This window comes from Mesorhizobium sp. LMG 17147 (assembly GCF_024297145.1).
Classification (GTDB): domain Bacteria; phylum Pseudomonadota; class Alphaproteobacteria; order Rhizobiales; family Rhizobiaceae; genus Mesorhizobium.
Genome location: NZ_JANCTC010000023.1, coordinates 21,492 through 44,080 on the forward strand (window position 1 = coordinate 21,492; position 22,589 = coordinate 44,080).

A 22,589-nucleotide genomic window follows, 5' to 3' on the forward strand; every position below is an offset into this window, starting at 1 on the left:
CTGTGTGGGGCCGCAACTGGCGGTCACTGCAACGATTTGGCTCGGCCCTTCATTCCGCCCAAGGTTGATGGGCTGAGATCACAAGCGGTCATCGTGGAGAAGCTCTCGTGAAACTGGCAGCACGCACCGTAATCATCACAGGCGCTGCGGGCGGGATCGGCCGTGCCCTGGTCGATATCCTTGCCGCGGACGGAGACACTGTAGTTGCGGTGGACCTTCCGGGCAGTGGTGTGGTTGAACTGGCTCGGGATCTCGGGTCGCCGCACGTCGGTCTGGAGTGCGATGTGTCGCGAGAGAAGGACATGCTCTCACTTTTCGGCCAGGTCGAAGCACGGTTCGCGCAAATCGATGTCCTCATCAACAATGCGGCGGTTGGACCCACGATGGATAGGATCATCGACACCGCTGTCGATACCTTCCGACGCGGCGTGACAGTGAACCTTATTGGGCCATTCGTTATGGCCCGGGAAGCGGCGCGGCGCATGAAGCCGGGCGGTGCGATCGTCAATGTGGCTTCGATGGCGGGCGTGGTCGGCAATCCCAGGCGCAACGCCTACGCAGCCTCGAAAGCTGGCGTGATCTCGTTGACAAAGTCCCTTGCATGCGAGTGGGCTATGCGAGGAATCCGCGTCACGGCGGTGGCGCCGGGCTCCGTCCGCACCCCAATGGTCACAGAACTGGCACGCGCTGGCAAAATGGACCTCGCGGCGATACGCCGCCGCGTGCCGATGGGGCGCTTGGCTCGCCCCGACGAGATCGCCAGGGTCGTGCGTTTTCTGAGCAGCACGCAGGCGCGCTACATCACCGGCTCGGTGCTGGCAGTCGACGGAGGCTGGATGTCATTCAACCAGCCGGGGGATGCTCACCCGCCGGTGGATGGTGCGCTCCAAGCCGAGCTCTCCTGTCCGGCCGAATGCACAGATGCGCGAATCGTGCTCGTCACCGGTGGCGCAAAAAGCATTGGCGCGGCCGTCGCTCGCCGCTTTGCCGCGAACGGCGACACCGTCGTGATTGCTGATAAAGATGGCACTGCAGCGGCAGAGCTGGCTACATCGCTCCCCGGCAAGCATCTGGCGAAATCGCTGGACGTGGCCGTCGAGAGCGATGTGGTGTCGATGTTCGAAGAACTGAGGGGACGCTTCGGGTATATCGATGTTCTGGTCAATAGTGCTGATACCGCCGACAGGATTGTGCCTGCGATCGAGCAACTGTCGAAACAGCTCGAACACGTCCTGGATGTCAACCTTACCGGCGCCTTCACCTGCGCGCGCGAAGCGATCAAGGCTATGCGCCCGGGCGGCGTGATCCTCAATCTCGGGTCGATCGACAGCTTTCTGCCGTTCGCGCCGCGCCATGCCTACGGCGCCTCCAAGGCGGGGATGGATATGCTGACCCGTTGCATGGCGGCCGAACTCGGGCCGGTCGGAATTCGGACAGCCACCGTCGCTCCTGGCCACATCCGCACGCCCGCACTTGCTCAGTTGGCCAAAGCCGGCCGCATCGACCTGGCAGCAATCGGACGACGCATCCCCATGGGCAGGATGGGACGGCCAGAAGACGTCGCAGATGCATCGTTCTTCCTTGCTTCGTCTGACGCCTCATACATCAACGGCTCGATCCTCTACGTGGACGGCGGCTGGACCTCGTTCGGTGATGCGGGAAACGCCAGCGAACTCTATGACGAATGTTTTGCGGAGGCCGCAGGTTAATTGCCAGGCCTTCGCAGGCGACCGGCCGAGCATTATGAAGCCTCGGCTCCACGACGCACCCGAGGTGCTTGAGATCCAAGCATGTGCATGCCGAGCACATTCCCGGTCGGCTGACGTGTCTATAACGAGGAGAAATCATGGAATTTGCCACGTTCATTCTGGCCGCCCAGCGTGGCTATCACCAATCCTCAGAAAGCGTCATCCGCAACTCCATCGAACAGGCCGTCGCTTCGGAGCAGGCTGGGTTCAACACCGCGTGGTTTGCTGAGCACCACTTCAACAATTACAGCCTCATACCATCCCCGCTGATGATGGTGGCGCACTGCGCCGGCTTGACAAGCACGATTCGCCTGGGCACTGCCGTCTGCGTGCTGCCGCTTTACCAACCGCAGCGCCTGCTGTCCGAGATCGGCTTCGCCGACATCGTTGCGAACGGCCGTCTCGAGCTCGGCGTAGGCTTGGGATACCAGCAGTTCGAGTTCGAACGGTTCGGCGTGGACATCAATGAGGCGCCGGCCGTCTTTTCGGAATACCTGGACATCATTCTCAAGGGCCTCAACCAAAACGTCTTCGAACACGACGGCCAGTATGAGAAGATCCCCCCAACAGCGATTTCGGTCCGCACAGTCCAGCAGCCGACGCCGCCTATCTGGATCGCTGGCGGAGCCGCACGGATGGCTCGGGCCTACCGCGACGGGCACAATTTTTTTGTCACAGCCTTCCACGACGGCTTAGAGACTTTGACCACACTGCGTGAATCAGTCGAGAGGGCGGCGGCATCCGAGGAAAAGAACGTCACCGACGTCAAGATATCGCTGCTGCGCTGCTGCTATGCCAGCCACGACGAGTTGGAGATCAACAGCTATCTCGACAATGCCCGCTTCCAGCGCCGGCTTTCTGAAGCCCTGCATCAGCGCCGCCAACAGAGCCACGATGGCTATCTGCTGCAGGAGACACCGACCCAGCAGGATCTGTCCTTCGACACCATGCGCAAAAATTTGCCGATTGGCAGCGTAAATCGCGTGATTGATCGCCTGCTGGAAGAGATCGATATCTTGAAACCGGACCAGATCGCAGTTCAGACTCAATTGGGCGACTTCGACCAAAAGACGATGCTGCGCCAGATCGAGCTCTGGGGCGACAAGATCATCCCTGCGGTCAACAAGGCGCTTTGTCATGCCGGAAGCTGAAGCCGGCCGTTACGATGATGGCTGCCTATCCACGCGCGCAATGGCGTGGGTCCGAGCTAGGAAGGAGCTTCGATCAGCATGTGCTGCCCTGCGTGCTTTCGCGTTCGCTTGAGGAGGTCCAGGCGGGCGAGGTGTTGGCGACGGAGGGGACAGGCCTTTCGTCTGTCGAATTGCGTGATGTCTTGGCCGCAACTTTCCCGTCTACCTCCAGCAGCGTATTCGCTTTGGAGGAGTTGAGCGAGCCCGAGCCGGAACTGGAAGAGGAGCTGCTGCGCCGGCTGCTGCTAGCGCATGCTGCGCCGGGCGACCCGGCGAGCGCCCGCTTGGCCAAGATCATCGCCCGGCGTGCGATGCGCACGGACCATCTTTGGCGGGATCTTGGCCTCTCAAATCGCGCTGAGCTCAGCCGCCTGCTTGCCAGACATTTTCCCGCGCTGGCGGCAGGCAACACAAAAAACATGAAATGGAAAAAGTACTTTTACCGCAAGCTGTGTGAGGCCGAAGGCTTTTCGTCATGCACTGCACCCAGTTGTCGGGAATGCCATGACTTCGAAAGCTGCTTCGGCCCGGAGGAAGTTGAGAGTCGCCTCTCGCCGACCAGGAATGTCGGTTAGTCACTTCGCTTGATCGCAGCTGCGGACAAACGCTTTTCGCGGCGCCGTCGTATGGAGGAAGGGATGTTCATCGCCTCGCGATATTTGGTGACGGTACGGCGAGCGACATCGATGCCGGTCTCCTTGAGCTGAGCAACGATGTCTTCGTCGGAATGTACCTTGTCGAGCGATTCTTCGGCTATGATTGCCTTGATCCGATGGCGGACAGCTTTGGCGGAGTGCGCGTCGCCGCCCTCGCAGGATGCGATTGGCGCCGCGAAAAAATACTTCAGCTCGAACACCCCGCGCGGAGTCAACATGTACCTGTTCGAAGTCACCCGGCTTACCGTCGACTCGTGCATGTCGATCTCGTGAGCGACATTTCTGAGATAGAGAGGCCGCAGATGGGCGGCGCCGTGTTTCAAAAAGTCATCCTGCTGGCGCACGATTTCGGTCGCAACCTTAAGGATCGTATTAGCGCGCTGCTTGAGACTGCTGATCAGCCAGTTCCCTTTTTCCTGGCAATGGTCGAGAAACGCTTTGCCTTCCGGATTTTGCTTGGTCAGCTGCTTGATTTCGGCGACATAGGTTTGGTTAATCAACACTTTGGGCAGCGTGGCCGGATCAAGCTCCACCCGCCATCCACCTTCGGACGAGGGCATTACCCAGACGTCCGGTACGATGGTTTCCGGCGTCCCGGACTGGAACCGGTCTCCAGGCTTGGGATCGAGCGCGCGGATTTCGTTCCTCATGTCGAGGAGATCCTCCTCGTCGACTCCGCAACGCTGCTTCAATCCCTGAAAATCCCCCCGTGCAAGCATCTCGAGATTGGCGACCAAAGCTGCCATAGCCGGGTCGAACCGGTCTTGCTGGCGCAGCTGAATCTCCAGGCATTCGCTGAGAGTTCGCGCAAAAATCCCCGGCGGATCAAATTGCTGCAAGATTCCGATGACCCGTTCCACATCAGCTTGCCGAACGTTTAACCTCCCGGCCAGATCGAAAAGGTTTACCTGAAGATAGCCAGTGTCCTCCAGATGGGCGGCGAGCTGTCCGGCAATCAGCCGCTCCTGGGGGGTGAACGGGGTGAGGGCGACCTGGCGGGCGACATGGTCGTGCAATGTTTCGGTGTGGGCGGTAAACTCCTCGACGGCAGGTCGATCGTTGCCGCTACTGCGTTGCGACTTCCATTGCCCGCGCCCGCCAGACGGCCCGCCAATGGGCGATTCGCCGATTTCGCTTCTGCTTTGACTGCTCCGCTGATCCTCCCCTGGCAGCGGCGAAACGTCGTCAAACGGGTCAGGCTTCAAAACGGGGTTCTTCTCGAGTGCCTGCTCCACGAGCTGATGGAGTTCAGTATGCGTCAATCGCAGCAAGCGAATAGCTTCAATGGCTTGAGGCGATAAGACCATACGTTGCTTCTGGCGTTGAAGCAGGCTTGCTGAGAGATGCATGTTGAACCGGTAATCTGCCGAGGAGGCTCTAGTGTGTGCTGGGGTTGTGTGAGACTTGCCACTTCTGGGTCATGCCGCCGCCTTCAGTTTGTCGAGAACGTTTTGCGGGGATGAAACGCCATAGGGGTCCGTCTCGCAGTTGTCACAGAAGCCTTCCTCCTCGAACCACTGCTCCACCACGCCATCGTCGATCAGAGCGGCGTATCGCCAGGAGCGCATTCCAAAGCCCAGATTGTCCTTCGCGACCAGCATGCCCATCTTGCGCGTGAACTCGCCCGACCCGTCTGGGATCAGCTCGATCTTCTGCAGCCCCAAGGACTTTCCCCACGCATTCATGACGAAAGCATCGTTGACTGAGACGCAGTAGATCGCGTCAATTCGCAGTTCCAGAAATTGATCATAGAGTTTTTCGAAATCGGGCAGTTGGAAGGTCGAGCAGGTCGGGGTGAAGGCGCCAGGCAGCGAGAACAGGATAACGCGCTTGCCCCCGAAATAATCGTCGGAGGTCTTGTTCTCCCACCGATAAGGATTTGGCCCCCCGATCGACTCATCGCGAACACGCGTGCGAAAGGTCACGAGAGGAACGTTCTTTCTATCGGTCATTGATTTGCTCCCAGGCCAAAGTGGTACGGTGCATTTTTCGGTTAAACTGAAGCGGCATCGACTTCGGTGGACAGTTCCGGCAGCCTTTCGCCCTGGCGTGGTTGCCTCGGACCAGTCTTGTGCAAGACCGCCCCCGAGCAGGGACGTTTAACGGCGACGAGCTTCCAGTTTTCCGCGGGGACGGGGAATGTTTGCTCGCGTGCTTTATCGAGCTTTGAGAGGTAGGCATGGTCTCCAACCGTGGTTTTGACTGCGTTCAAGCGACCGAGTCGCAAGCGCCATGCCAATTGACCCCATGCCTTGGGTTCACTTCGGTTTTTGCAGCAACTTTCGTGTTGTGCAGTAATGCCGGTCGATATTATTGCTCAAGCAGCACTGGAAATTGGGTGGGACTCCGTTCGGCAAACCCGGCCTTTGTCCGAAGCCGGACACGAATGTCGGAAATTAGCCAAACGCCAGGACCTGGGGCGGGTTAAGAAACGTTGCCGTGGGCACCGTTCTTCAGCACAATTGCGCCACGCGAGCATGGCTCCCAGCGTCAATGCCGTGCAGCAGCGAGACGAAAGTCACTGCAGAATATCAACCTCTGCGAAGTCGTTGAGACCCAGCATGTGCGAGCCGTTCGAGCCGCAGATCAAGGCATGCTCGAGGAAGAGCTCGTGCTCTCGGCAGCAAGTGTTGCGACGTCTGACAAGGATCGTCGCGCTTCAAGGAAAAGAACCTGAATGGTGCACGGCTTGTGAAGGCCTGGCGCATGGAAATGGCTGGGCTGATCATCCTCCATGGCGGTTGGATGAAGAGCTGGCCCCTATCTCCCTCAGCTGCAACGGGGGGAGATAGGGCATGCCGGTCTATCGCGCTGGGTAACATTCCTAGGTGAGGCAATAAGGGGAGCAATTTCTCATTTCGGCCGACACGACCCAGCTCTCCTTTCATGCGCTGATTCCCCTAGGGAAATCGCGACTCCAGCCTTCCTATGCAGCGAATCGCGGTGCTGTCCGATGTCCGACAATGTCGGATGCGGATCGTAGCTGGGCTAGATCCGTCACTTTGCCTCGAATGGTTTCCCACTGGCCTAATATCTGCTTCGCCCCAAATGCGGCGACAGTTATCTCAGGAGGGAGCCAAACCTGTGCGGCATCTGTGAATGGATCGACTTCAATCGAGACCTCGGAGGTCCCGACGCGCGAAGGAGCTTGCCGATATGACGGCCACCATGGCGAACCGCGGTCCGGACGACGAGGGGACTTGGATCGGCGGGCCTGCGGCGCTGGGACACCACCGCCTGGCAATCATCGAGATCCATGGCGGCCGTCAGCCGATGATGCTCCAGGAGGATGGCCGACCTGACTTGGTGCTCGTCTACACGGGTGAGACTTACAACTACCGCGAGCTGCGTCAACAGCTGGCCGGCCTAGGCCATCGCATGAACACGAGCAGTGACACCGAGGTGGCGCTGCACCGCCCCCGCGGGTGGGGCTCTTCGGCGGGTACACTTTTTTCACGAAATCCGTGAATGTTTCTCGCGACATCATCCCGCAATCGGTGGTGCAGCGGGTGAAGAGCCCGTATCCGGCTATCCAGGATGCCGCCTACGACAAAATGCTACGTACGCGGTTCACTGCGGTGCTGGACGACCCTAGTGCGGCAGTGGCACCGCTGTTGTCCGTCGACAGGTCCCGCGCTTTGCTCGGTGCGACCAACAACCTTAAGGGGCTAGGGCGTATCCTGACCCTGCAAGATCTCCTCGCCGACTATAAGGTGCGCCTCACGATCTGAGACGATGGGACAGGATGGCCAAGGAGGTGCGCCGTCTTGCATGCCCCGCCAGCGAGGCGAACCCTCTTGGCTACGCGCGCCACCAGAGACGCTCCATATCGTCAGGCCCGCGTCTCATGCTCAGATGAGCCGGTATTTGGCTCTCTCATCAGCGAACCGAGAGAGCCCATGCCAAGACGGAAGCAAGCAAGACGAACGAGCGTCAGAGATACCCTGCGCCTGACCCATAAACAGGGCAGTCCGGTGGGCGAGGTGGCAGAGCAACTGAGGTTCGGCAAGACCTCGGTTTCCACCTATTTCTGCGGGCGCTGGAGGCGGGCTGTCGTGCTGGCCCTGCATGCGGCTTTGACGACGATGCGATGTTGAAACACCGTCTGTTGCGCCGAATCGGCCGTCGGCCACACGTTGGGTCGTCATCAGGTTCTCGACAGCTTCCCGGTGTCAAATCCAAACCGTGGTCGGCGATCCCCACCAAGGTGGGAAGGCAGCGCTGACACAGCCGAACGTCGATCAAGTCACGATCAACGATTGCCTCATGTCACATGCCCTGCGGGACTGAAAAACGGAGAAGAACATGTGCGATGCAAAACTGAAGACCGTGCTTTCGCTTTTTTCGCCGGTGGCCAGCAAATTAGATGCTCTCTCGTCCAACGGACCAGCGACGGATGCAAATTGCGTTAAGCTAAATACGAACGAGAACCCGTTTCCGTTGCCGAAGAGCGTAATGCAAAGTGCAATTGCTGCGATCGAACACCAGTATCTTTATCCGGAAGACGACAATCTCAGCTTAAGGGCAGCTGCCTCCGACACTTACGGATTTTCCAAAGATCAGGTGATTGCCGGCAACGGTTCGTCGGAACTGCTCGGACTCATCTACAGAGCTTTCCTCGCCCCAGGAGATAGAGTGGCGATGCTGTCGCCCGGATTTTCGTTCAACCGTAAACTTGCCATGTTGCAGGGTGCCGAGTTTCTCGAAATCGCATCGAGCGAAGCTCATCCCCTGCCGATAGAAAAACTGCTGTCCGGCCCCGCAAAAGACGCGAAGTTCATTCTGTTGGCTAATCCGAACAATCCGACCGGAACATTCGTGCCGGTGGCCGAAATCGAACGCCTTGTGGAGCAAGCAGATCGCTTGATCGTCTTGGATGAGGCCTACGTTGACTTCGCACCCGACCATGCCCTGCGCCTCGTCAATAGGCATCCGAATCTTTTGATCTTGAGGACTTTTTCAAAGAGCTATGCTGCCGCTGGCGTGCGAGTCGGCTTCGGTTTCGGTCACCCAGAAATCATTGGCAGGCTGCGCAACATCCAGAATGTCTTCAACATGAACGTGATCGGGCAGGCGGTCGGGAAAAGCATTCTTGCGCATCGCCACGCCTACGAAGAGAACCACAGGCACATCAAGCATGAACGACAGCGAGTGACCCTGGCGCTGTTGCAACTTGGCTTTTCAGTAACACCCTCCCACGCAAACTTTTTGCTGGCCCGTGTGCCGGCGGGACAGGAGGGCTCATGCTGGCAAGCCGCGTTGAAAGAGCAGAAGATCCTCATCGCCAGCTTTCCTGACATAGATTTGAAGAACTGCATTCGCGTCAGCATTGGCACCACAGAGCAGATGGACAAATTCCTTGCTGCCGCCAAAAACGTTTGTATGAACGTTAAGAGGAATCGCGGTATGCACAAGCATGAAGTCAATTCACATTGCTTTGGAAATGTATCAAGTAATAAGTGTCGATGTGTTGTGAGTTATGATGTTTCCAATAGTGGATAAATCATAGGTAATTTGGAGAATAATTAATTGAAGAAAATTTTCGCTTCGGGCCTGACCTTCGGCATCTTCGATCATCTGGACGAAAACGGCGATGACATCGCCCAACAATATGCAGATCGGCTGAGCCTAGCAGAAGCGTGCGATGGCTATGGCTTTTATGCGTATCATCTCGCAGAGCACCACTGTACGCCGCATGGCAGAGGTCCATCACCGAATTTGTTCTTAGCGAGCGTCGCCCAGCGAACCCGCAGTCTTCGTGTTGGTCCCATGGTAATGCTACTTGCGCTCTATCATCCGCTGCGTGCCTTCGAGGAGATCTGCATGCTTGATCAGTTGAGCGGCGGCAGGCTTGAACTCGGCATAGGGCGCGGCTCTGCTCCGACTGAATTGGGATACTTCGGGGTTGCTGTAGAAGCAGCACCAGAACAGTATGCGGAGGCCAGCGAGATTCTCATCAATGCGATGAAAGGCGGGACGCTTTCTTATCAGGGCCGCCACTTTGAGTTGAAAGACGTTCCGCTGACGTTGAGACCTCACCAATATCCCCATCCGCCGACATGGATCGCCACCAATCGACCCGAGCCGGCTAGCTGGGCCGCCGCGAATGGGGCAAACATCGCCTGCGTCGGACCTTCCACTTCTGTTCGCAGCGTTACCGACGCGTTCCGCGCCGCCCGAATTCACGATGCTGACATTGGCCACCAAGCGCCATTTCTTGGATTGCTCCGAATGGTGGTGATAGAGCGTTCTGAAACAGATGCGTATTTGCTCGCAGCACCTGCCTATGAACGATGGCTCAAGAGCTTCAAATTTCTATACGAACTAAATGCCATTCCCACTCCACCAAACTTGCCTCTGAACTTCGATGCAGCAATTGAAAGTGAATTGTGCGTCGTGGGAACGGCAGCTTCTGTCCGAAAAGCTCTCCTTGATCAGTTGGAAGAGGCAGGTGCTAATTATCTTCTGTGTCAACTGGCATTTGGGGATTTGCCGCTGGATGCGTCCCTATACACCGCATCGACCATTCGATCCGAAATCATGGCTCGAGTTGGCGCATCGTGAAATCCGTTGCGTGATTGGAGGAGCAGCGGCAGCGCTGCTCCTCATTCCGAAACGGTTGTGGGGCCGAACTCTTGTGTCAGGCGTAAACCACTAGAGCACGTCCTGTTTGATCCAGTTCATATCCTGCGGCTTTGAAGTAGTTGGCACATTCGGCTGGGGTGAAGAGGTCGACGACCGCGCCGACGCGTCTCATAGAGCCTTGATGGTTCTCTCGGCTTTGCTCGCAGCAGCGCCTTAAGTTTGGCGAAGGCGTTCTCAATCGGATTGAAGTCGGGACTGTAGGGCGGCAGGTAGAGCAGGCTCGCGCCTGCGGCCTCAATCGCGTCGCGCACGCCGGCGGCCTTGTGGGCGGGCAGGTCGCCCATGACGACTACGTCGCCCCGCGACAATGTCGGTGAAGGCCTTGGTCTTCCAGTGGCATGTGGCACGCCGGCCTGGCAGCGCTCGCCGCGCAGGGTTCTCCAGGCGGATGTCGCCAATGTCAAATTTGCTGGCATCCATGCCGCCATCGCTTTCTGGTTCCAGATCGAAAAATCGCCGAATGGAACCAGCGCATCAACCTGCGCCTCAAGGAGCTCACTGCCACTTTCGGTCGGCGGGGTGTGCCGCCCCACAAATAGAACATCAATTGTCGTGCCAACCGCGCAAGCGAAGGCCAGAAAGCCAACCTGTGTTTCTACGGCTTAATTGAGAGGCAGCCGATGTCGGCCGAACATCACCTTGTCTCGAAGTCGACGAATCCGACAGCAGGTTGCGAAAGTGCGCGCGACGCGAACAAACTGCTGAAGCGCTCAACTCTTATTGATCACGCGTGTTGGACGCGAACCATTCTCGTTCCAATCGGGCTGAGCGCAAATTCTCCCGGTTCACAAAATTGCGTTGCTGGAGTAGTGGGGGCGCAGAGAAATCTCCGGTCGCAGCCTTACCCGGTCAAAACAAGGATACCAATGATGAAGACTCTCGCCGTCTGCTCTGGCGGATTGGACTCCGTTTCCCTTGCTCGCATGGTGGCAGCGGAGCATGAACTCACCGGCCTTCTATCTTTCGACTATGGCCAACGGCACAGGAAGGAATTGGGCTTCGCCGCTCTTTGCGCGGAGCGACTGAAGGTCCCGCACCAGATCATCGACCTCCGCGAAATTGGCCGTGGCCTTTCCGGCTCAGCGCTCACCGACAGTGTCGACGTGCCGGACGGCCATTACGCCGAAGATACTATGAAGATTACGGTGGTGCCGAACCGCAATGCCATCATGTTTGCAATCGCCTTCGGGCTGGCCGCCACGCATAAGGCAGAAGCGGTGGCGGCGGCCGTGCATGGTGGGGATCATTTCATCTATCCAGATTGCCGTCCGGCCTTCATCGAAGCTTTCCAGACAATGCAAGACCGCGCGCTCGACGGCTATGCGCAGATACGCCTCTATGCACCGTACGTGAACCTCGGAAAAGCTGACATTGTGGCGGATGGCGCAAGATACGGCACCCCGTTTGCCGAGACCTGGTCCTGTTACAAGGGCGGCGTGCGTCACTGCGGGCGATGCGGGACCTGCGTCGAGCGGCGCGAAGCGTTCCATCTCGCCGGGCACGCTGATCCCACCGACTACGAGGACGCCGATTTCTGGCTCGAGGCACTCCGCAGGAGGCGCGCGTAATGTTCCACATCAGCAAGGAATTCCACTTCTCGGCCTCGCATCAGCTCACCTCCTTGCCCCCCAACCATCAATGTGCGCGCCTGCACGGGCATAACTATATCGTCGTAGTGGAGCTATCGGCCAAGGAACTGGACGCCCGCGGCTTCGTGCGCGACTATCACGATCTGGCGCCGCTCAAACGCTATATTGACGAGAGCTTCGACCATCGGCACCTCAACGACGTGCTGGGACATGAGAAAGTCACGGCGGAATGCCTGGCCAGACATTTCTATGAATGGTGCAAGGCACGTCTGCCGCAGACCACGGCCGTGCGCGTTAGCGAAACACCGAAAACTTGGGCGGAATACCGTCCGTGACCGACATGCATCCCGCAATCCGTGTGAGCGAGATATTTGGGCCGACGATCCAGGGCGAGGGCGTGCTCATCGGCTTGCCGACGGTGTTCATCAGAACCGGCGGATGTGATTATCGCTGTTCATGGTGCGACAGCCTTCACGCGGTGGACAATCAGTATCGCAATGAATGGCTACCGATGCCGATCGATGCCGTGTGGCAAACCGTCCATGCGCTTTCCGGCGGCAGGCCGGTTATGGTCTCCTTGTCAGGCGGCAACCCGGCCATTCAGCCGTTCGGTCCCCTCATAGAACGAGGCCATCGCGAGGGCTATCGTTTTGCACTGGAAACGCAGGGTTCCGTGGTGAGGGAGTGGTTTGCGGATCTTGACGTGCTGATCCTTAGCCCAAAGCCGCCGTCCAGCGAAATGACGACCAGTTGGGCTGCGTTTGAGGCGTGCCTCGAAGCGGCGCAAGAGAAGCCGCAAATCGTGCTCAAGCTCGTCGTTTTCGACGAGAGTGACTATGCCTACGCCAAAGAAGTCGCGGCGCGATATCCGCACCTTCCGATCTATCTGCAACCCGGCAATCACACGCCGCCGCGCCCTGGCAGTGAAGACACCTCTGTCGACTTGGACGGAATAATGATGCGAATGGAATGGCTTGTCGAAAGGGTGACCAGCGACAGGTGGTTCGAAGCCCGCGTGTTGCCGCAGCTGCACGTTCTGCTTTGGGGTAACAAGAGGGCGGTCTAGTCTGCGGCTTGCGTCGCACCGGAAGGCCGGGCTCCGACGGCTTGGCAGGCTCTCTTAGCGTGCCGAGTACAGCCGAGCTTTGTTCGCGCCAGCGGTCTCGCATTGTGCGGCTGGAAACCGCCCGGACACCCGCTGCCGGCGTGTGTTACCTTGACTCCGATGAGCGGTCGTCACGCAAAGTTGAAATCCGCAAGAACTGGCCTTCTCGCCCCAGCTGCTTGACTGTTTCCTCCGTCGCAAGCACGTCATCCCTCCCATCCTTGTCCAGCCCTTATCGATGTATCTCATGGTCCGGCCTGACGCTCGACTGTCAGACACCAGAACGCCAAAGGGGCTGGCCCGCCGGTCAACGGCAGCTGCTAAACAGAACGGCGATGTGCATGGGAATGCATCCGTTGCTTAAATGCCTTCCATAAAGAAGATCGATTTCCTCACTGGCCCAACGATCTCATGGATTTGTTCACGCAACAGGTGAAGCCGTCCGAGATTACGGCGCAACTCGGCTCGGCTTCGTTCCGGTCGGGGCATACGCTACCCGCACCGTCGGACCCTTTGCCCGCGCGTGTTCGATTGCCGCTCACTCGTCATCTTCTGGCGGTTCTAGTTTGCCAACCGAAACCTCTAGCCTCGTGGTGCACTCAATAAGGTTAGCTAGCAATTTGGCATCAATGTCTGTGTGCCCCTCGTACTCGGAGAGGTTTCGCTCGTTGTGCGCCTTTAGAAAAATCTGAATGTCAGCCTTGTCGGTTCCGACGGTATGAACGAGCGCTTGAAACACCGAAGTGCGATTGTCCGAGCGATAGCCTTCGCGGCGTAGGGCTGCCAGGGCAAGCCGATGCGCAGCTCCATATAAGAGAGTGAATTGGCTGTCGGGGTCGAGACCTTTCTGTGCGTCAGTTAAATTCTTGCGCGCGCCACCCAGCATGCCGTCATATTCGGACAGCGATGGGGCTCACTTTTCATCAGCCCAATCTTTACGAGGTTGTCTAGTTCTTGCTTGCCCACGCTTGTAAATCTTTCTCCGAGCCGATGAGGAAAATCTTTGGAAGGGTACTTACCTTGCGGACAAACGACCCTTTCTGAGACGCCTTTCGTTGCCATTCCTCCGGCGACAGAAATGTCGGACTGACCTTTCGGCCTAGTCTCAGTTCCGCGTTTTGTGCGGCTGAATAAAGTTCAGAGAGGTTCAGGTTATCGCCGACCACCATCAAATCGATATCGCTGCGTTCTGTGTCCGTGCCTTTGGCGACTGAACCGTACACGAAGGCAGATTTGATCGAATGAAAGTGCGACAGCAATTCCCTTAGTGGCTCGGTTGGTATTTGGTTCTTAAGTGAAAAGTGCGCCGTGCTCTGCAAAGCAGGGGGGGCTGCGTTCTCAGGCCCCGCGCTAGTGCCGTCACGATGCGCCTTTAGGCGCTGGTATTCATCGACCGAAAGCAGCACAAGCCGTTCGCGGCCATTCTTGCTGATGATCACGGGTTCCGCTAGCGCCTTGTCCTGATACAGCCCAAAGTTGCGCTGAAATTCAACCGAGCTAATGACCGACATAGAATTGTCCCGATAATCCGTCATATCCGTATAATACGTATCTTTTTGAAAATATCAATGATCTCGTGCTAAGGTACTGAATTATTTGCCTTCGATATAGCGCGTCGGCGGAACCAACTCGTAGACGGGCTATGAAAGGTTAAGCGCGGATGTCTATCGGCCGCCGGCGTTCCCGCTCCGCAAGCCTGCCTGAACTATTCCGCGCGGCGGTCAAGCCCCAGGCTCCTGCTCATCCAGCGACCGCCCGATCAATAGCAGGCTGGAAAGACAATAGCCGACGTCTTCCGATGGCTCGCCATCAGCTTTGGGCTAGCTCCCCATTATCCCGCTTCGAGCTCCACAGGGCGGTTTCGATGGCGCACGACAATCTGTGTCGGCTTTGTCGTGTCCGTGACAGACGCCTGAAAGGCCCGCTCGCGCGTTTTGCCGCCGTCTAAGTGGCTGGAATTTAATAACAAAGTTTCTTCTCGGATCGGCCGATCACGCTGGTACGCTTTTTGCGATGCTTGGTGTGAGGCGGCACGAGCTGCCTATCGGCACTTGTGTCGCGGGCAGTCGCGATGATTAGAACGAAGGAAGGAAAGCTATTATGTCAGGTCTGCGTCAGATCGCCTTTTACGGCAAAGGCGGCATCGGCAAGTCCACCACCTCCCAAAATACGCTCGCCGCCCTTGTCGACCTCGGGCAGAGAATCCTCATCGTAGGATGCGACCCCAAAGCCGATTCCACACGCTTGATCCTGAATTCGAAAGCTCAGGATACCGTCCTGGATCTCGCCGCACAGGAAGGTTCGGTGGAAGACCTCGAACTCCAGGACGTGCTCAAGGTCGGCTACAGAGGCATCAAGTGCGTGGAGTCCGGCGGCCCCGAGCCGGGTGTCGGTTGCGCCGGCCGCGGCGTCATCACATCGATCAATTTCCTCGAGGAGAATGGCGCTTATGACGATGTCGATTATGTCTCCTATGACGTCCTCGGCGACGTGGTATGCGGCGGCTTCGCCATGCCGATCCGCGAAGGCAAGGCCCAGGAGATCTACATCGTCATGTCCGGCGAGATGATGGCGCTCTATGCCGCCAACAACATCGCCAAGGGCATCCTCAAATATGCCCATTCGGGCGGTGTGCGGCTGGGCGGGCTGATCTGCAATGAACGTCAAACCGACCGTGAACTCGATCTGGCCGAAGCACTGGCTGGCCGATTGAATTCCAAGCTCATCCACTTCGTGCCCCGCGACAACATCGTCCAGCATGCCGAACTCAGGAAGATGTCGGTGATCCAGTACGCGCCGGACTCCAAGCAGGCGGGGGAATACCGCGCTCTGGCCGAGAAGATCCACGCCAATTCGGGCCAGGGTACGATCCCGACGCCGATCACCATGGAGGAGCTGGAGGAGATGCTGCTCGACTTCGGCATCATGAAGACCGACGAGCAGATGCTTGCCGAGCTTCACTCCAAGGAAGCGGCGAAGGCGGCGGCCCAGTAGTGACATTAGCGCTGCCATGAATCGGCGCGCCTTGCAGAGAACGGCGCCTATCCGTTGAGGCGTCACCCAACCTTGAAAGGGGACTCATGAGCCGGGAATACGAGAATGACGGTGCTCTTCATGCGAAGCTTATCGAAGAGGTGCTGTCGCATTATCCCGACAAGGCGGCGAAGCGCCGCAAGAAGCACCTCAACGTCGCAAAGAGCGGCAACGAGGCTGGCGGGGAAAGCGAGGTCCTTTCCGAATGCGACGTCAAATCGAACATCAAGTCCATTCCCGGGGTGATGACGATTCGCGGCTGTGCATATGCGGGTTCGAAAGGCGTGGTGTGGGGGCCAGTCAAGGATATGGTCCATATCTCGCACGGCCCGGTCGGCTGCGGCCAATACTCTTGGTCGCAGCGCCGCAACTACTACGTCGGTACGACGGGCGTCGACACGTTCGGGACAATGCAGTTCACCTCCGATTTCCAGGAGAAGGACATCGTCTTCGGCGGCGACAAGAAGCTGGAACAGATCATTGACGAGATTGAAGTCTTGTTTCCGCTCAACAACGGCATCACCGTGCAATCCGAATGCCCTATCGGCCTGATTGGCGATGACACCGAGGCGGTTTCTCGCAAAAAGACCAAGGAGTATGACAAGACGATCGTGCCGGTACGCTGCGAGGGTTTCCGCGGCGTCTCGCAGTCGCTTGGCCACCACATCGCCAATGATGCGATCCGGGATTGGGTCTTCGACAAAAAGGATGTCAAGTTCGAGGCCGGCCCCTACGACGTCAACGTCATCGGCGACTACAATATCGGCGGCGATGCCTGGGCCTCGCGCATACTGCTTGAGGAGATAGGGCTGCGCGTGGTCGGCAACTGGTCGGGTGACGCCACACTCGCAGAGATCGAGCGCGCCCCGAAGGCTAAGCTCAATCTTATCCACTGCTACCGGTCGATGAACTACATCTGTCGGCATATGGAGGAAAAGTATGGCGTCGCTTGGATGGAGTACAATTTCTTCGGTCCCTCCCAGATCGAAGCCTCTCTGCGCAACATAGCCAAGCATTTTGGGCCGGAAATCGAGGAGAAGACCGAAAAGGTCATTGCCAAGTACAGGCCGCTTGTTGATGCGGTCATCGCCAAGTACCTGTCGCGCCTGGAAGGAAATACCGTGATGCTCTATGTCGGCGGCCTGCGCCCCCGCCACGTCGTCACGGCCTACGAGGACCTCGGCATGGTCATCGTGGGCACCGGCTATGAATTCGCCCACAGCGACGACTATCAGCGCACCGGCCACTACGTGAAGAACGGCACGCTGATCTATGATGACGTGACCGGCTATGAGTTGGAGAAATTCATCGAAGGGATTCGCCCAAATCTGGTCGGCTCGGGAATCAAAGAAAAATACCCGGTGCAGAAGATGGGCATACCGTTCCGCCAGATGCATTCCTGGGATTATTCAGGCCCGTATCACGGCTACGATGGCTTTGCCATTTTCGCACGTGATGTGGATCTCGCCATCAACAACCCGGTCTGGGACCTATTCCACGCGCCTTGGAAAAGAAGCCGGGGCGATGAGCGGGCGATGGCTGCCGAATAAACATCTGCTTTAGCCCCAGTCTCCCACTGAGACGGTGAACTCCCGCGGCCTCTGATCCGCCGGAGCCTGGAACGTCTTGACGTCCTGAGCTGCCGTACCGCGCAGCCAGATGCAAAAGAGGTAATCATCATGCCGCAGTCGGCTGAAAAAATTCTCGATCACGCTCCCCTGTTCCGCGAGCCGGAATACAGAAAGATGCTCGCTGAGAAGAAGCTAAACTTCGAATGTCCGCACCCCGATGAGATCGTTTCCGATCAGCGCGATTTCACCCAGACGTGGGAATACCGCGAAAAGAACCTCGCCCGCAAAGCGCTTGTCGTGAACCCGGCCAAGGCCTGCCAGCCGCTGGGTGCGGTATTCGCTGCCGCCGGCTTCGAACGAACCATGTCCTTCGTCCACGGCAGCCAAGGTTGCGTCGCCTATTACCGCTCGCACCTGTCGCGCCATTTCAAGGAGCCTGCCGCGGCGGTCTCCTCCTCAATGACCGAGGATGCGGCGGTGTTTGGCGGCCTGAAGAACATGGTCGACGGGCTCGCCAACACCTACCAGCTCTACGACCCGAAGATGATTGCCGTGTCGACGACCTGTATGGCAGAGGTCATTGGCGACGACCTGCACAGCTTCATCCAGAACGCCAAGGACGAAGGTTCAGTCCCGCGCGACTTCGACGTGCCCTTTGCCCACACGCCGGCCTTCGTTGGCAGTCATGTCGACGGCTATGACAACATGGTCAAAGGCATTTTGGAGCACTTCTGGAAAGGCCAGGAGCGTACGCAAGTCGAAGGAGCCATCAACATCATTCCGGGCTTCGACGGCTTCTGCGTCGGCAACAACCGGGAGCTCAAGCGCCTGCTCGATGTAATGGGCGTGTCCTACACATTCATCCAGGATGCCTCTGACCAGTTCGATACGCCTTCGGACGGTGAATACCGCATGTATGACGGGGGCACGAAGATCAACGAGGTGAAGAAGGCCCTCAACGCCGAGGCAACGCTTTCGCTGCAGCATCACAACACCCGAAAGACGCTGGGCTATTGCGAGGAGGTCGGGCAGGCGACGGCCTCGTTCCACTATCCGCTCGGCGTTCAGGCGACCGACGAATTCCTGATGGAGGTCGCGGCGATTTCCGGCAAGGAGATCCCCGAGGCAATTCGCCTCGAGCGCGGCCGACTGGTAGACGCCATGGCGGACAGCCAATCCTGGTTGCATGGTAAGAAATACGCCATCTACGGCGATCCCGACTTCGTTCACGCGATGGCCCGCTTTGTCATGGAGACCGGCGGCGAGCCAACCCATTGCCTCGCCACCAATGGCACCTCGGCATGGGAAGCCGATTTGAAGAAGCTGCTAGCATCCTCGCCTTTCGGCAAGGCTGCCCAGGTTTGGGCGGGCAAGGACCTGTGGGCGCTGCGCTCACTGCTCTTTACCGAGCCGGTGGACCTTTTGATCGGCAATTCCTACGGCAAGTACCTGGAGCGCGACACCGGAACGCCGCTGATCCGGCTGATGTTTCCGATCTTCGATCGGCACCATCATCACCGCTTTGCGCTCTTTGGCTACCAGGGCGCGTTGCGCGTGCTTACGACGATCCTCGACAAGATCTTCGACAAACTCGATCGCGAGACGAGCGAGACGGGTGTGACGGATTATTCCTATGACCTCACGCGCTAAGAGCCGTGGCCGGCTTTTCGCCGAGGCCATTCCTTGCCCAATGGACTGGGGAGGCTGAGCAATGTCCTCCCTCAGCGCCAAAATCAAGGACGCCTTCGATGAGCCCGCCTGCGATAAGAACCGTGGCAAAGATGCCAAGGCGCGCAAGGAGGGCTGCTCGAAGTCGCTGACACCAGGGGCGGCAGCCGGCGGCTGCGCCTTTGACGGAGCCAAGATCGTCCTGCAGCCGATCACCGACGTTGCGCATCTGGTCCATGCGCCGCTTGCCTGCGAGGGCAATTCTTGGGACAACCGTGGTGCGGTTTCGTCAGGGCCGACCTTGTGGCGGACAAGCTTCACGACCGACCTCACCGAACTCGACCTGGTGATGGGGCAGGGCGAGCGGAAACTCTTCAAGGCGATCCGCGAGATCAAGCACACATACGCGCCGCCGGCGATCTTCGTCTACTCGACTTGCGTAACGGCGCTGATCGGTGACGACATCGAGGCCGTGTGCAAACGCGCCACGGAAAAGTTCGGTTTGGCCGTGGTGCCGATCAATGCGCCTGGCCTGGCAGGCTCCAAGAACCTCGGCAACAAGCTCGCCGCCGAGGCGTTGCTCGATCATGTCATCGGCACGGTCGAACCCGACGACCCCGGGCCCTACGACATCAACATCCTTGGCGAATTCAACCTCTCGGGCGAATTCTGGCTTGTAAAGCCGCTCCTCGATCGGCTCGGGATCCGGGTGCGCGCCTGCATTCCCGGCGATGCGCGTTACCGCGACATTGCTTCCGCGCACCGCGCCCGGGCGGCAATGATGGTGTGCTCGACCGCGCTGATCAGTCTTGCCCGCAAGATGGAGGAGCGCTGGGACATCCCGTTCTTCGAGGGCTCCTTCTATGGCATCTCCGACACATCGCAAGCTCTTCGCAACCTTGTCAGGCTGCTGGTGAGGAAGGGCGCCGATCCGGAGATCCTCGAGCGCACAGAGACGCTGATCGCGCAGCAGGAGGCGATCGCGTGGAAGAAACTCGAATCCTACCGGCAAAGGCTCCAAGGCAAGCGCGTGCTGCTCAACACAGGCGGTGTGAAGTCCTGGTCGGTTGTCCATGCGCTGATGGAGATCGGAATCGAGATCGTCGGCACCTCGGTCAAGAAATCTACGGTGCAGGACAAGGAGCGCATCAAACAAGTTCTCAAGCACGACAAGCACATGTTCGAATCCATGGCTGCGCGCGAGCTGTACGCCATGCTCTCTGAACACAGGGCCGATATCATGCTGTCGGGCGGTCGCACGCAATTCATTGCGCTCAAGGCCAAGACGCCCTGGCTCGATATCAACCAGGAGCGCCAGCATCCTTATGCCGGCTATGACGGCATGGTGGAACTCGTACGCCAGATCGACCTCGCCATTCACAATCCGATCTGGTCTCAGGTGCGCCAGCCGGCCCCGTGGGATTGCCAGCCTGATCTGATAGGCGAATTGCCGTGCACGAGGAACGAGACCGCGTACCTGTTTGATGAATTCGCCTGCGCGACGGCACACGAGTGTTGAGGCGACCGATGGCCCGCATCCTTCTCCAGAGCAAATCGGCTGCGGTCAACCCGCTGAAGTCGTCGCAGCCGCTGGGTGCCGCCTTTGCCTTTCTTGGCGTCGACGGTGCGATGCCGCTGTTCCACGGCAGCCAGGGATGCACAAGCTTTGCGCTCGTTCTCTTCGTGCGGCACTTCAAAGAAGCGATTCCCTTGCAGACTACGGCGATGGATGAGGTGGCGACCATCCTCGGCGCAGCCGACCATCTGGAAGAGGCGATCCTCAACCTCAAGAACCGCACGAAGCCAAAGCTGATCGGGGTGTGCACGACCGCGCTCGTGGAGACGCGTGGCGAAGATTGCGCGGGTGATATTGCCAACATTAAGCTGAAGCACACGCAAGAGCTTGCGGGTACGGAGGTCGTGCTGGCCAACACGCCGGATTTTGACGGCGCGATCGAAGAGGGCTGGGCCAGGGCAGTCACCGCAATGATCGAAGGGATTACACGCTCGGGCGAACGGGCGCGGCACCCGAAGAAGATCGCAATCCTGCCCGGATGCAACCTCACTGTCGCCGACGTCGAGCACATGCGGGACATGGTTGAAAGCTTTGGGCTCAAGCCGGTTATTCTGCCCGACATCTCAGGCTCGCTCGACGGTACGGTTCCTGACCGCTGGGTAGCGACCACATACGGCGGCACCAGCGTCGAGGACATTCGCGAGTTGGGCACGGCCATGCAATGCATCGCCATCGGTGAGCACATGCGCCGCCCGGCGAAAGCGCTGCTCGGGTTGACCGGCGTGCCTTACGTGTTGTTCCAGTCACTGACTGGGCTGCAGGACACGGACCGCTTCGTGTCGCTGCTGTCTTCGATTTCGGGCGCGGCGGTACCGGCCCGCGTGCGCCGGCGCCGGGCGCAATTGCAGGACGCGATGCTCGACGGACATTTCCATTTCGGCGGCAAGAAAATTGCCATCGCTGCCGAACCAGACCAGCTGTTCCAACTTGCAACCTTCTTTGCTGGCCTCGGCTCCGAGATAGCCGCGGCCGTCACAACGACCGACAGGTCTAAAATTCTCGAGAAAGTCCCGGCGGTTTCGGTTCAGATCGGCGATCTCGGCGATCTGGAAAGTCTTGCCGTCGGTGCTGACCTGCTTGTCACGCATTCGCACGGGCGCCAAGCATCGGAGCGGCTCCGAATTCCGCTCATGCGCATCGGGTTCCCGGTCTTCGATCGACTAGGCAGCCAGCACAAGCTCGCAATTCTCTATCAGGGCACCCGCGACCTGATCTTCGAGGTCGCCAACATCTTCCAGGCCAACCAACACGCGCCCACTCCTGAGGCGCTTGATCCACTCCGTAATCGAGAAATATCACATGAACGCTGTTCGCCGCCTCTCGCTGGTCAGTAATGAGGTTTTCGCCCCGATGCCTGAACGACGTGCGGGCGCATTGCGCGTTGCGATCGCCACTCAGGACATGCAGAACCTCAATGCCCATTTCGGGTCGGCCAGGCGCTTTGCTGTCTACGACGTGACGCGCGAGGAATGGAATCTCGTCGAAGCCGTGGCCTTCGATGACGTTTCGGATGAAAGCGGGGAGCATCGGGCCGAGGGCGATGACCGCATCACGCCCAAGGTGGATGCGCTGAAAGGCTGTCATCTGCTGTTTTGTCTGGCGATTGGCGGACCTTCGGCAGCCAAGGTTGTCGCGGCAAAAATCCACCCGATCAAAGTGGCGGAGCCCCAATCCATCCGAGAGGTGCTGTTGCGCACGCAGATGATGCTCAGGACGTGTCCTCCGCCCTGGCTGCGCAAGGTGCTGGCGCAAGCGGGCGTTGCCGAAACGAAACCGTCCTTCGAGGACGAGGACTGATAGGAGGACGC

20 protein-coding genes and 2 pseudogenes are annotated in these 22,589 nt (G+C 58.6%); 17 read left to right on the forward strand and 5 right to left on the reverse strand.

All coding sequences use genetic code 11. The features are described from left to right. Positions 1 to 107: 107 nt before the first annotated feature. From NMG46_RS26035 to NMG46_RS26045, 3 genes are all read left to right on the forward strand, one after another. Positions 108 to 1,709: an SDR family oxidoreductase gene (locus NMG46_RS26035; protein ID WP_029356561.1), complete on the forward strand. Its 1,602-nt coding sequence runs from the start codon at positions 108 to 110 to the stop codon at positions 1,707 to 1,709. Between the two features lie 137 nt (positions 1,710 to 1,846). Further along, entirely contained in the window at positions 1,847 to 2,899 is a 1,053-nt protein-coding gene (locus tag NMG46_RS26040) for an LLM class flavin-dependent oxidoreductase (RefSeq protein ID WP_254820249.1), read from the forward strand. A 14-nt stretch (positions 2,900 to 2,913) separates the two neighbouring features. Further along, positions 2,914 to 3,513 carry a nitrogen fixation protein NifQ gene (locus NMG46_RS26045; protein ID WP_254820250.1) on the forward strand — a complete coding sequence of 200 codons (600 nt, stop codon included), beginning with the start codon at positions 2,914 to 2,916 and terminating at the stop codon, positions 3,511 to 3,513. Here the strand turns inward: NMG46_RS26045 and rpoN are convergent. Next, positions 3,510 to 4,943: an RNA polymerase factor sigma-54 gene (rpoN, locus tag NMG46_RS26050; RefSeq protein ID WP_254820251.1), complete on the reverse strand. Its 1,434-nt coding sequence runs from the start codon at positions 4,941 to 4,943 to the stop codon at positions 3,510 to 3,512. The two genes, NMG46_RS26045 and rpoN, sit on opposite strands and share 4 nt — an antisense overlap. 69 nt (positions 4,944 to 5,012) lie before the next feature. After that, positions 5,013 to 5,546 carry a peroxiredoxin gene (locus NMG46_RS26055; protein WP_029356553.1) on the reverse strand — a complete coding sequence of 178 codons (534 nt, stop codon included), beginning with the start codon at positions 5,544 to 5,546 and terminating at the stop codon, positions 5,013 to 5,015. Between the two features lie 1,204 nt (positions 5,547 to 6,750). On the opposite strand from NMG46_RS26055, the gene NMG46_RS26060 reads away from it, so the two are divergent. The 5 genes and pseudogenes from NMG46_RS26060 to NMG46_RS26080 all read left to right on the forward strand — a co-directional run bounded on the left by NMG46_RS26060 (position 6,751) and on the right by NMG46_RS26080 (position 10,158). Next, positions 6,751 to 7,062, forward strand: coding sequence for a hypothetical protein (locus tag NMG46_RS26060; RefSeq protein ID WP_254820252.1), 312 nt, complete (start codon positions 6,751 to 6,753; stop codon positions 7,060 to 7,062). After that, entirely contained in the window at positions 7,059 to 7,325 is a 267-nt protein-coding gene (locus NMG46_RS26065) for an asparagine synthase-related protein (protein ID WP_029356549.1), read from the forward strand. Before NMG46_RS26060 ends, NMG46_RS26065 begins: the two co-directional genes overlap by 4 nt. A gap of 168 nt (positions 7,326 to 7,493) precedes the next feature. Continuing rightward, a pseudogene (locus NMG46_RS26070) lies at positions 7,494 to 7,726 on the forward strand (IS21 family transposase); the annotation flags it as partial. A gap of 173 nt (positions 7,727 to 7,899) precedes the next feature. Further along, a complete protein-coding gene (gene hisC, locus NMG46_RS26075; RefSeq protein ID WP_126038032.1) occupies positions 7,900 to 9,096 on the forward strand; it encodes a histidinol-phosphate transaminase in 1,197 nt (398 codons plus the stop codon). Between the two features lie 27 nt (positions 9,097 to 9,123). Continuing rightward, positions 9,124 to 10,158 carry an LLM class flavin-dependent oxidoreductase gene (locus NMG46_RS26080; protein WP_029356540.1) on the forward strand — a complete coding sequence of 345 codons (1,035 nt, stop codon included), beginning with the start codon at positions 9,124 to 9,126 and terminating at the stop codon, positions 10,156 to 10,158. A gap of 76 nt (positions 10,159 to 10,234) precedes the next feature. Here NMG46_RS26080 and NMG46_RS26085 read toward each other — a convergent pair. Continuing rightward, positions 10,235 to 10,538 (reverse strand): annotated as a pseudogene (locus NMG46_RS26085) (transposase); the annotation flags it as partial. A gap of 570 nt (positions 10,539 to 11,108) precedes the next feature. Between NMG46_RS26085 and queC the strand changes: the two are divergent. Genes queC through queE form a run of 3 tightly spaced genes read left to right on the forward strand, consistent with a single transcriptional unit; the run spans position 11,109 to position 12,894 of the window. After that, positions 11,109 to 11,807 (forward strand): 7-cyano-7-deazaguanine synthase QueC, encoded by a 699-nt coding sequence (gene queC / locus NMG46_RS26090; RefSeq protein WP_254820260.1) that lies wholly within the window; start codon positions 11,109 to 11,111, stop codon positions 11,805 to 11,807. Continuing rightward, entirely contained in the window at positions 11,807 to 12,163 is a 357-nt protein-coding gene (queD, locus tag NMG46_RS26095) for a 6-carboxytetrahydropterin synthase QueD (RefSeq protein WP_029356535.1), read from the forward strand. The genes queC and queD overlap by 1 nt, the downstream gene beginning before the upstream one ends. A 5-nt stretch (positions 12,164 to 12,168) precedes the next feature. Continuing rightward, the gene (queE, locus tag NMG46_RS26100) at positions 12,169 to 12,894 is read left to right on the forward strand and encodes a 7-carboxy-7-deazaguanine synthase QueE (RefSeq protein WP_029356533.1); all 726 of its coding nucleotides are present in this window, start codon (positions 12,169 to 12,171) and stop codon (positions 12,892 to 12,894) included. A gap of 577 nt (positions 12,895 to 13,471) precedes the next feature. On the opposite strand, the gene NMG46_RS26105 is transcribed toward queE, so the two are convergent. Both NMG46_RS26105 and NMG46_RS26110 read right to left on the reverse strand, forming a co-directional pair. Then, positions 13,472 to 13,819 (reverse strand): hypothetical protein, encoded by a 348-nt coding sequence (locus NMG46_RS26105; RefSeq protein ID WP_254820253.1) that lies wholly within the window; start codon positions 13,817 to 13,819, stop codon positions 13,472 to 13,474. 61 nt (positions 13,820 to 13,880) lie between these two features. Continuing rightward, positions 13,881 to 14,444 carry a type II toxin-antitoxin system prevent-host-death family antitoxin gene (locus NMG46_RS26110; protein ID WP_236378831.1) on the reverse strand — a complete coding sequence of 188 codons (564 nt, stop codon included), beginning with the start codon at positions 14,442 to 14,444 and terminating at the stop codon, positions 13,881 to 13,883. Positions 14,445 to 15,033: 589 nt separating this feature from the next. On the opposite strand from NMG46_RS26110, the gene nifH reads away from it, so the two are divergent. The 6 genes from nifH (at position 15,034) to nifX (ending at position 22,578) form a co-directional block, all read left to right on the forward strand. After that, positions 15,034 to 15,927, forward strand: coding sequence for a nitrogenase iron protein (nifH, locus tag NMG46_RS26115; protein ID WP_024505261.1), 894 nt, complete (start codon positions 15,034 to 15,036; stop codon positions 15,925 to 15,927). An 86-nt stretch (positions 15,928 to 16,013) separates the two neighbouring features. Further along, the gene (nifD, locus tag NMG46_RS26120; protein WP_024505262.1) at positions 16,014 to 17,516 is read left to right on the forward strand and encodes a nitrogenase molybdenum-iron protein alpha chain; all 1,503 of its coding nucleotides are present in this window, start codon (positions 16,014 to 16,016) and stop codon (positions 17,514 to 17,516) included. 129 nt (positions 17,517 to 17,645) lie between these two features. After that, a complete protein-coding gene (gene nifK, locus NMG46_RS26125; RefSeq protein ID WP_254820254.1) occupies positions 17,646 to 19,187 on the forward strand; it encodes a nitrogenase molybdenum-iron protein subunit beta in 1,542 nt (513 codons plus the stop codon). Between the two features lie 61 nt (positions 19,188 to 19,248). Further along, the gene (gene nifE, locus NMG46_RS26130; protein ID WP_029356524.1) at positions 19,249 to 20,724 is read left to right on the forward strand and encodes a nitrogenase iron-molybdenum cofactor biosynthesis protein NifE; all 1,476 of its coding nucleotides are present in this window, start codon (positions 19,249 to 19,251) and stop codon (positions 20,722 to 20,724) included. 8 nt (positions 20,725 to 20,732) lie between these two features. Continuing rightward, entirely contained in the window at positions 20,733 to 22,115 is a 1,383-nt protein-coding gene (gene nifN, locus NMG46_RS26135; protein ID WP_127239619.1) for a nitrogenase iron-molybdenum cofactor biosynthesis protein NifN, read from the forward strand. Beyond that, positions 22,081 to 22,578, forward strand: coding sequence for a nitrogen fixation protein NifX (nifX, locus tag NMG46_RS26140; protein WP_095517136.1), 498 nt, complete (start codon positions 22,081 to 22,083; stop codon positions 22,576 to 22,578). The genes nifN and nifX overlap by 35 nt, the downstream gene beginning before the upstream one ends. The last annotated feature ends 11 nt before the right edge of the window (positions 22,579 to 22,589 follow it).

Coding starts and splice junctions, on each gene's coding strand:
- NMG46_RS26040 (WP_254820249.1), top strand. CDS start 1,847: ATGGAATTTGCCACGTTCATTCTGGCCGCCCAGCGTGGCTATCACCAA.
- NMG46_RS26045 (WP_254820250.1), top strand. CDS start 2,914: ATGATGGCTGCCTATCCACGCGCGCAATGGCGTGGGTCCGAGCTAGGA.
- rpoN (WP_254820251.1), bottom strand. CDS start 4,943: ATGCATCTCTCAGCAAGCCTGCTTCAACGCCAGAAGCAACGTATGGTC.
- NMG46_RS26055 (WP_029356553.1), bottom strand. CDS start 5,546: ATGACCGATAGAAAGAACGTTCCTCTCGTGACCTTTCGCACGCGTGTT.
- NMG46_RS26060 (WP_254820252.1), top strand. CDS start 6,751: ATGACGGCCACCATGGCGAACCGCGGTCCGGACGACGAGGGGACTTGG.
- hisC (WP_126038032.1), top strand. CDS start 7,900: ATGTGCGATGCAAAACTGAAGACCGTGCTTTCGCTTTTTTCGCCGGTG.
- queC (WP_254820260.1), top strand. CDS start 11,109: ATGAAGACTCTCGCCGTCTGCTCTGGCGGATTGGACTCCGTTTCCCTT.
- queD (WP_029356535.1), top strand. CDS start 11,807: ATGTTCCACATCAGCAAGGAATTCCACTTCTCGGCCTCGCATCAGCTC.
- queE (WP_029356533.1), top strand. CDS start 12,169: ATGCATCCCGCAATCCGTGTGAGCGAGATATTTGGGCCGACGATCCAG.
- NMG46_RS26105 (WP_254820253.1), bottom strand. CDS start 13,819: ATGCTGGGTGGCGCGCGCAAGAATTTAACTGACGCACAGAAAGGTCTC.
- NMG46_RS26110 (WP_236378831.1), bottom strand. CDS start 14,444: ATGTCGGTCATTAGCTCGGTTGAATTTCAGCGCAACTTTGGGCTGTAT.
- nifH (WP_024505261.1), top strand. CDS start 15,034: ATGTCAGGTCTGCGTCAGATCGCCTTTTACGGCAAAGGCGGCATCGGC.
- nifD (WP_024505262.1), top strand. CDS start 16,014: ATGAGCCGGGAATACGAGAATGACGGTGCTCTTCATGCGAAGCTTATC.
- nifK (WP_254820254.1), top strand. CDS start 17,646: ATGCCGCAGTCGGCTGAAAAAATTCTCGATCACGCTCCCCTGTTCCGC.
- nifE (WP_029356524.1), top strand. CDS start 19,249: ATGTCCTCCCTCAGCGCCAAAATCAAGGACGCCTTCGATGAGCCCGCC.
- nifN (WP_127239619.1), top strand. CDS start 20,733: ATGGCCCGCATCCTTCTCCAGAGCAAATCGGCTGCGGTCAACCCGCTG.
- nifX (WP_095517136.1), top strand. CDS start 22,081: ATGAACGCTGTTCGCCGCCTCTCGCTGGTCAGTAATGAGGTTTTCGCC.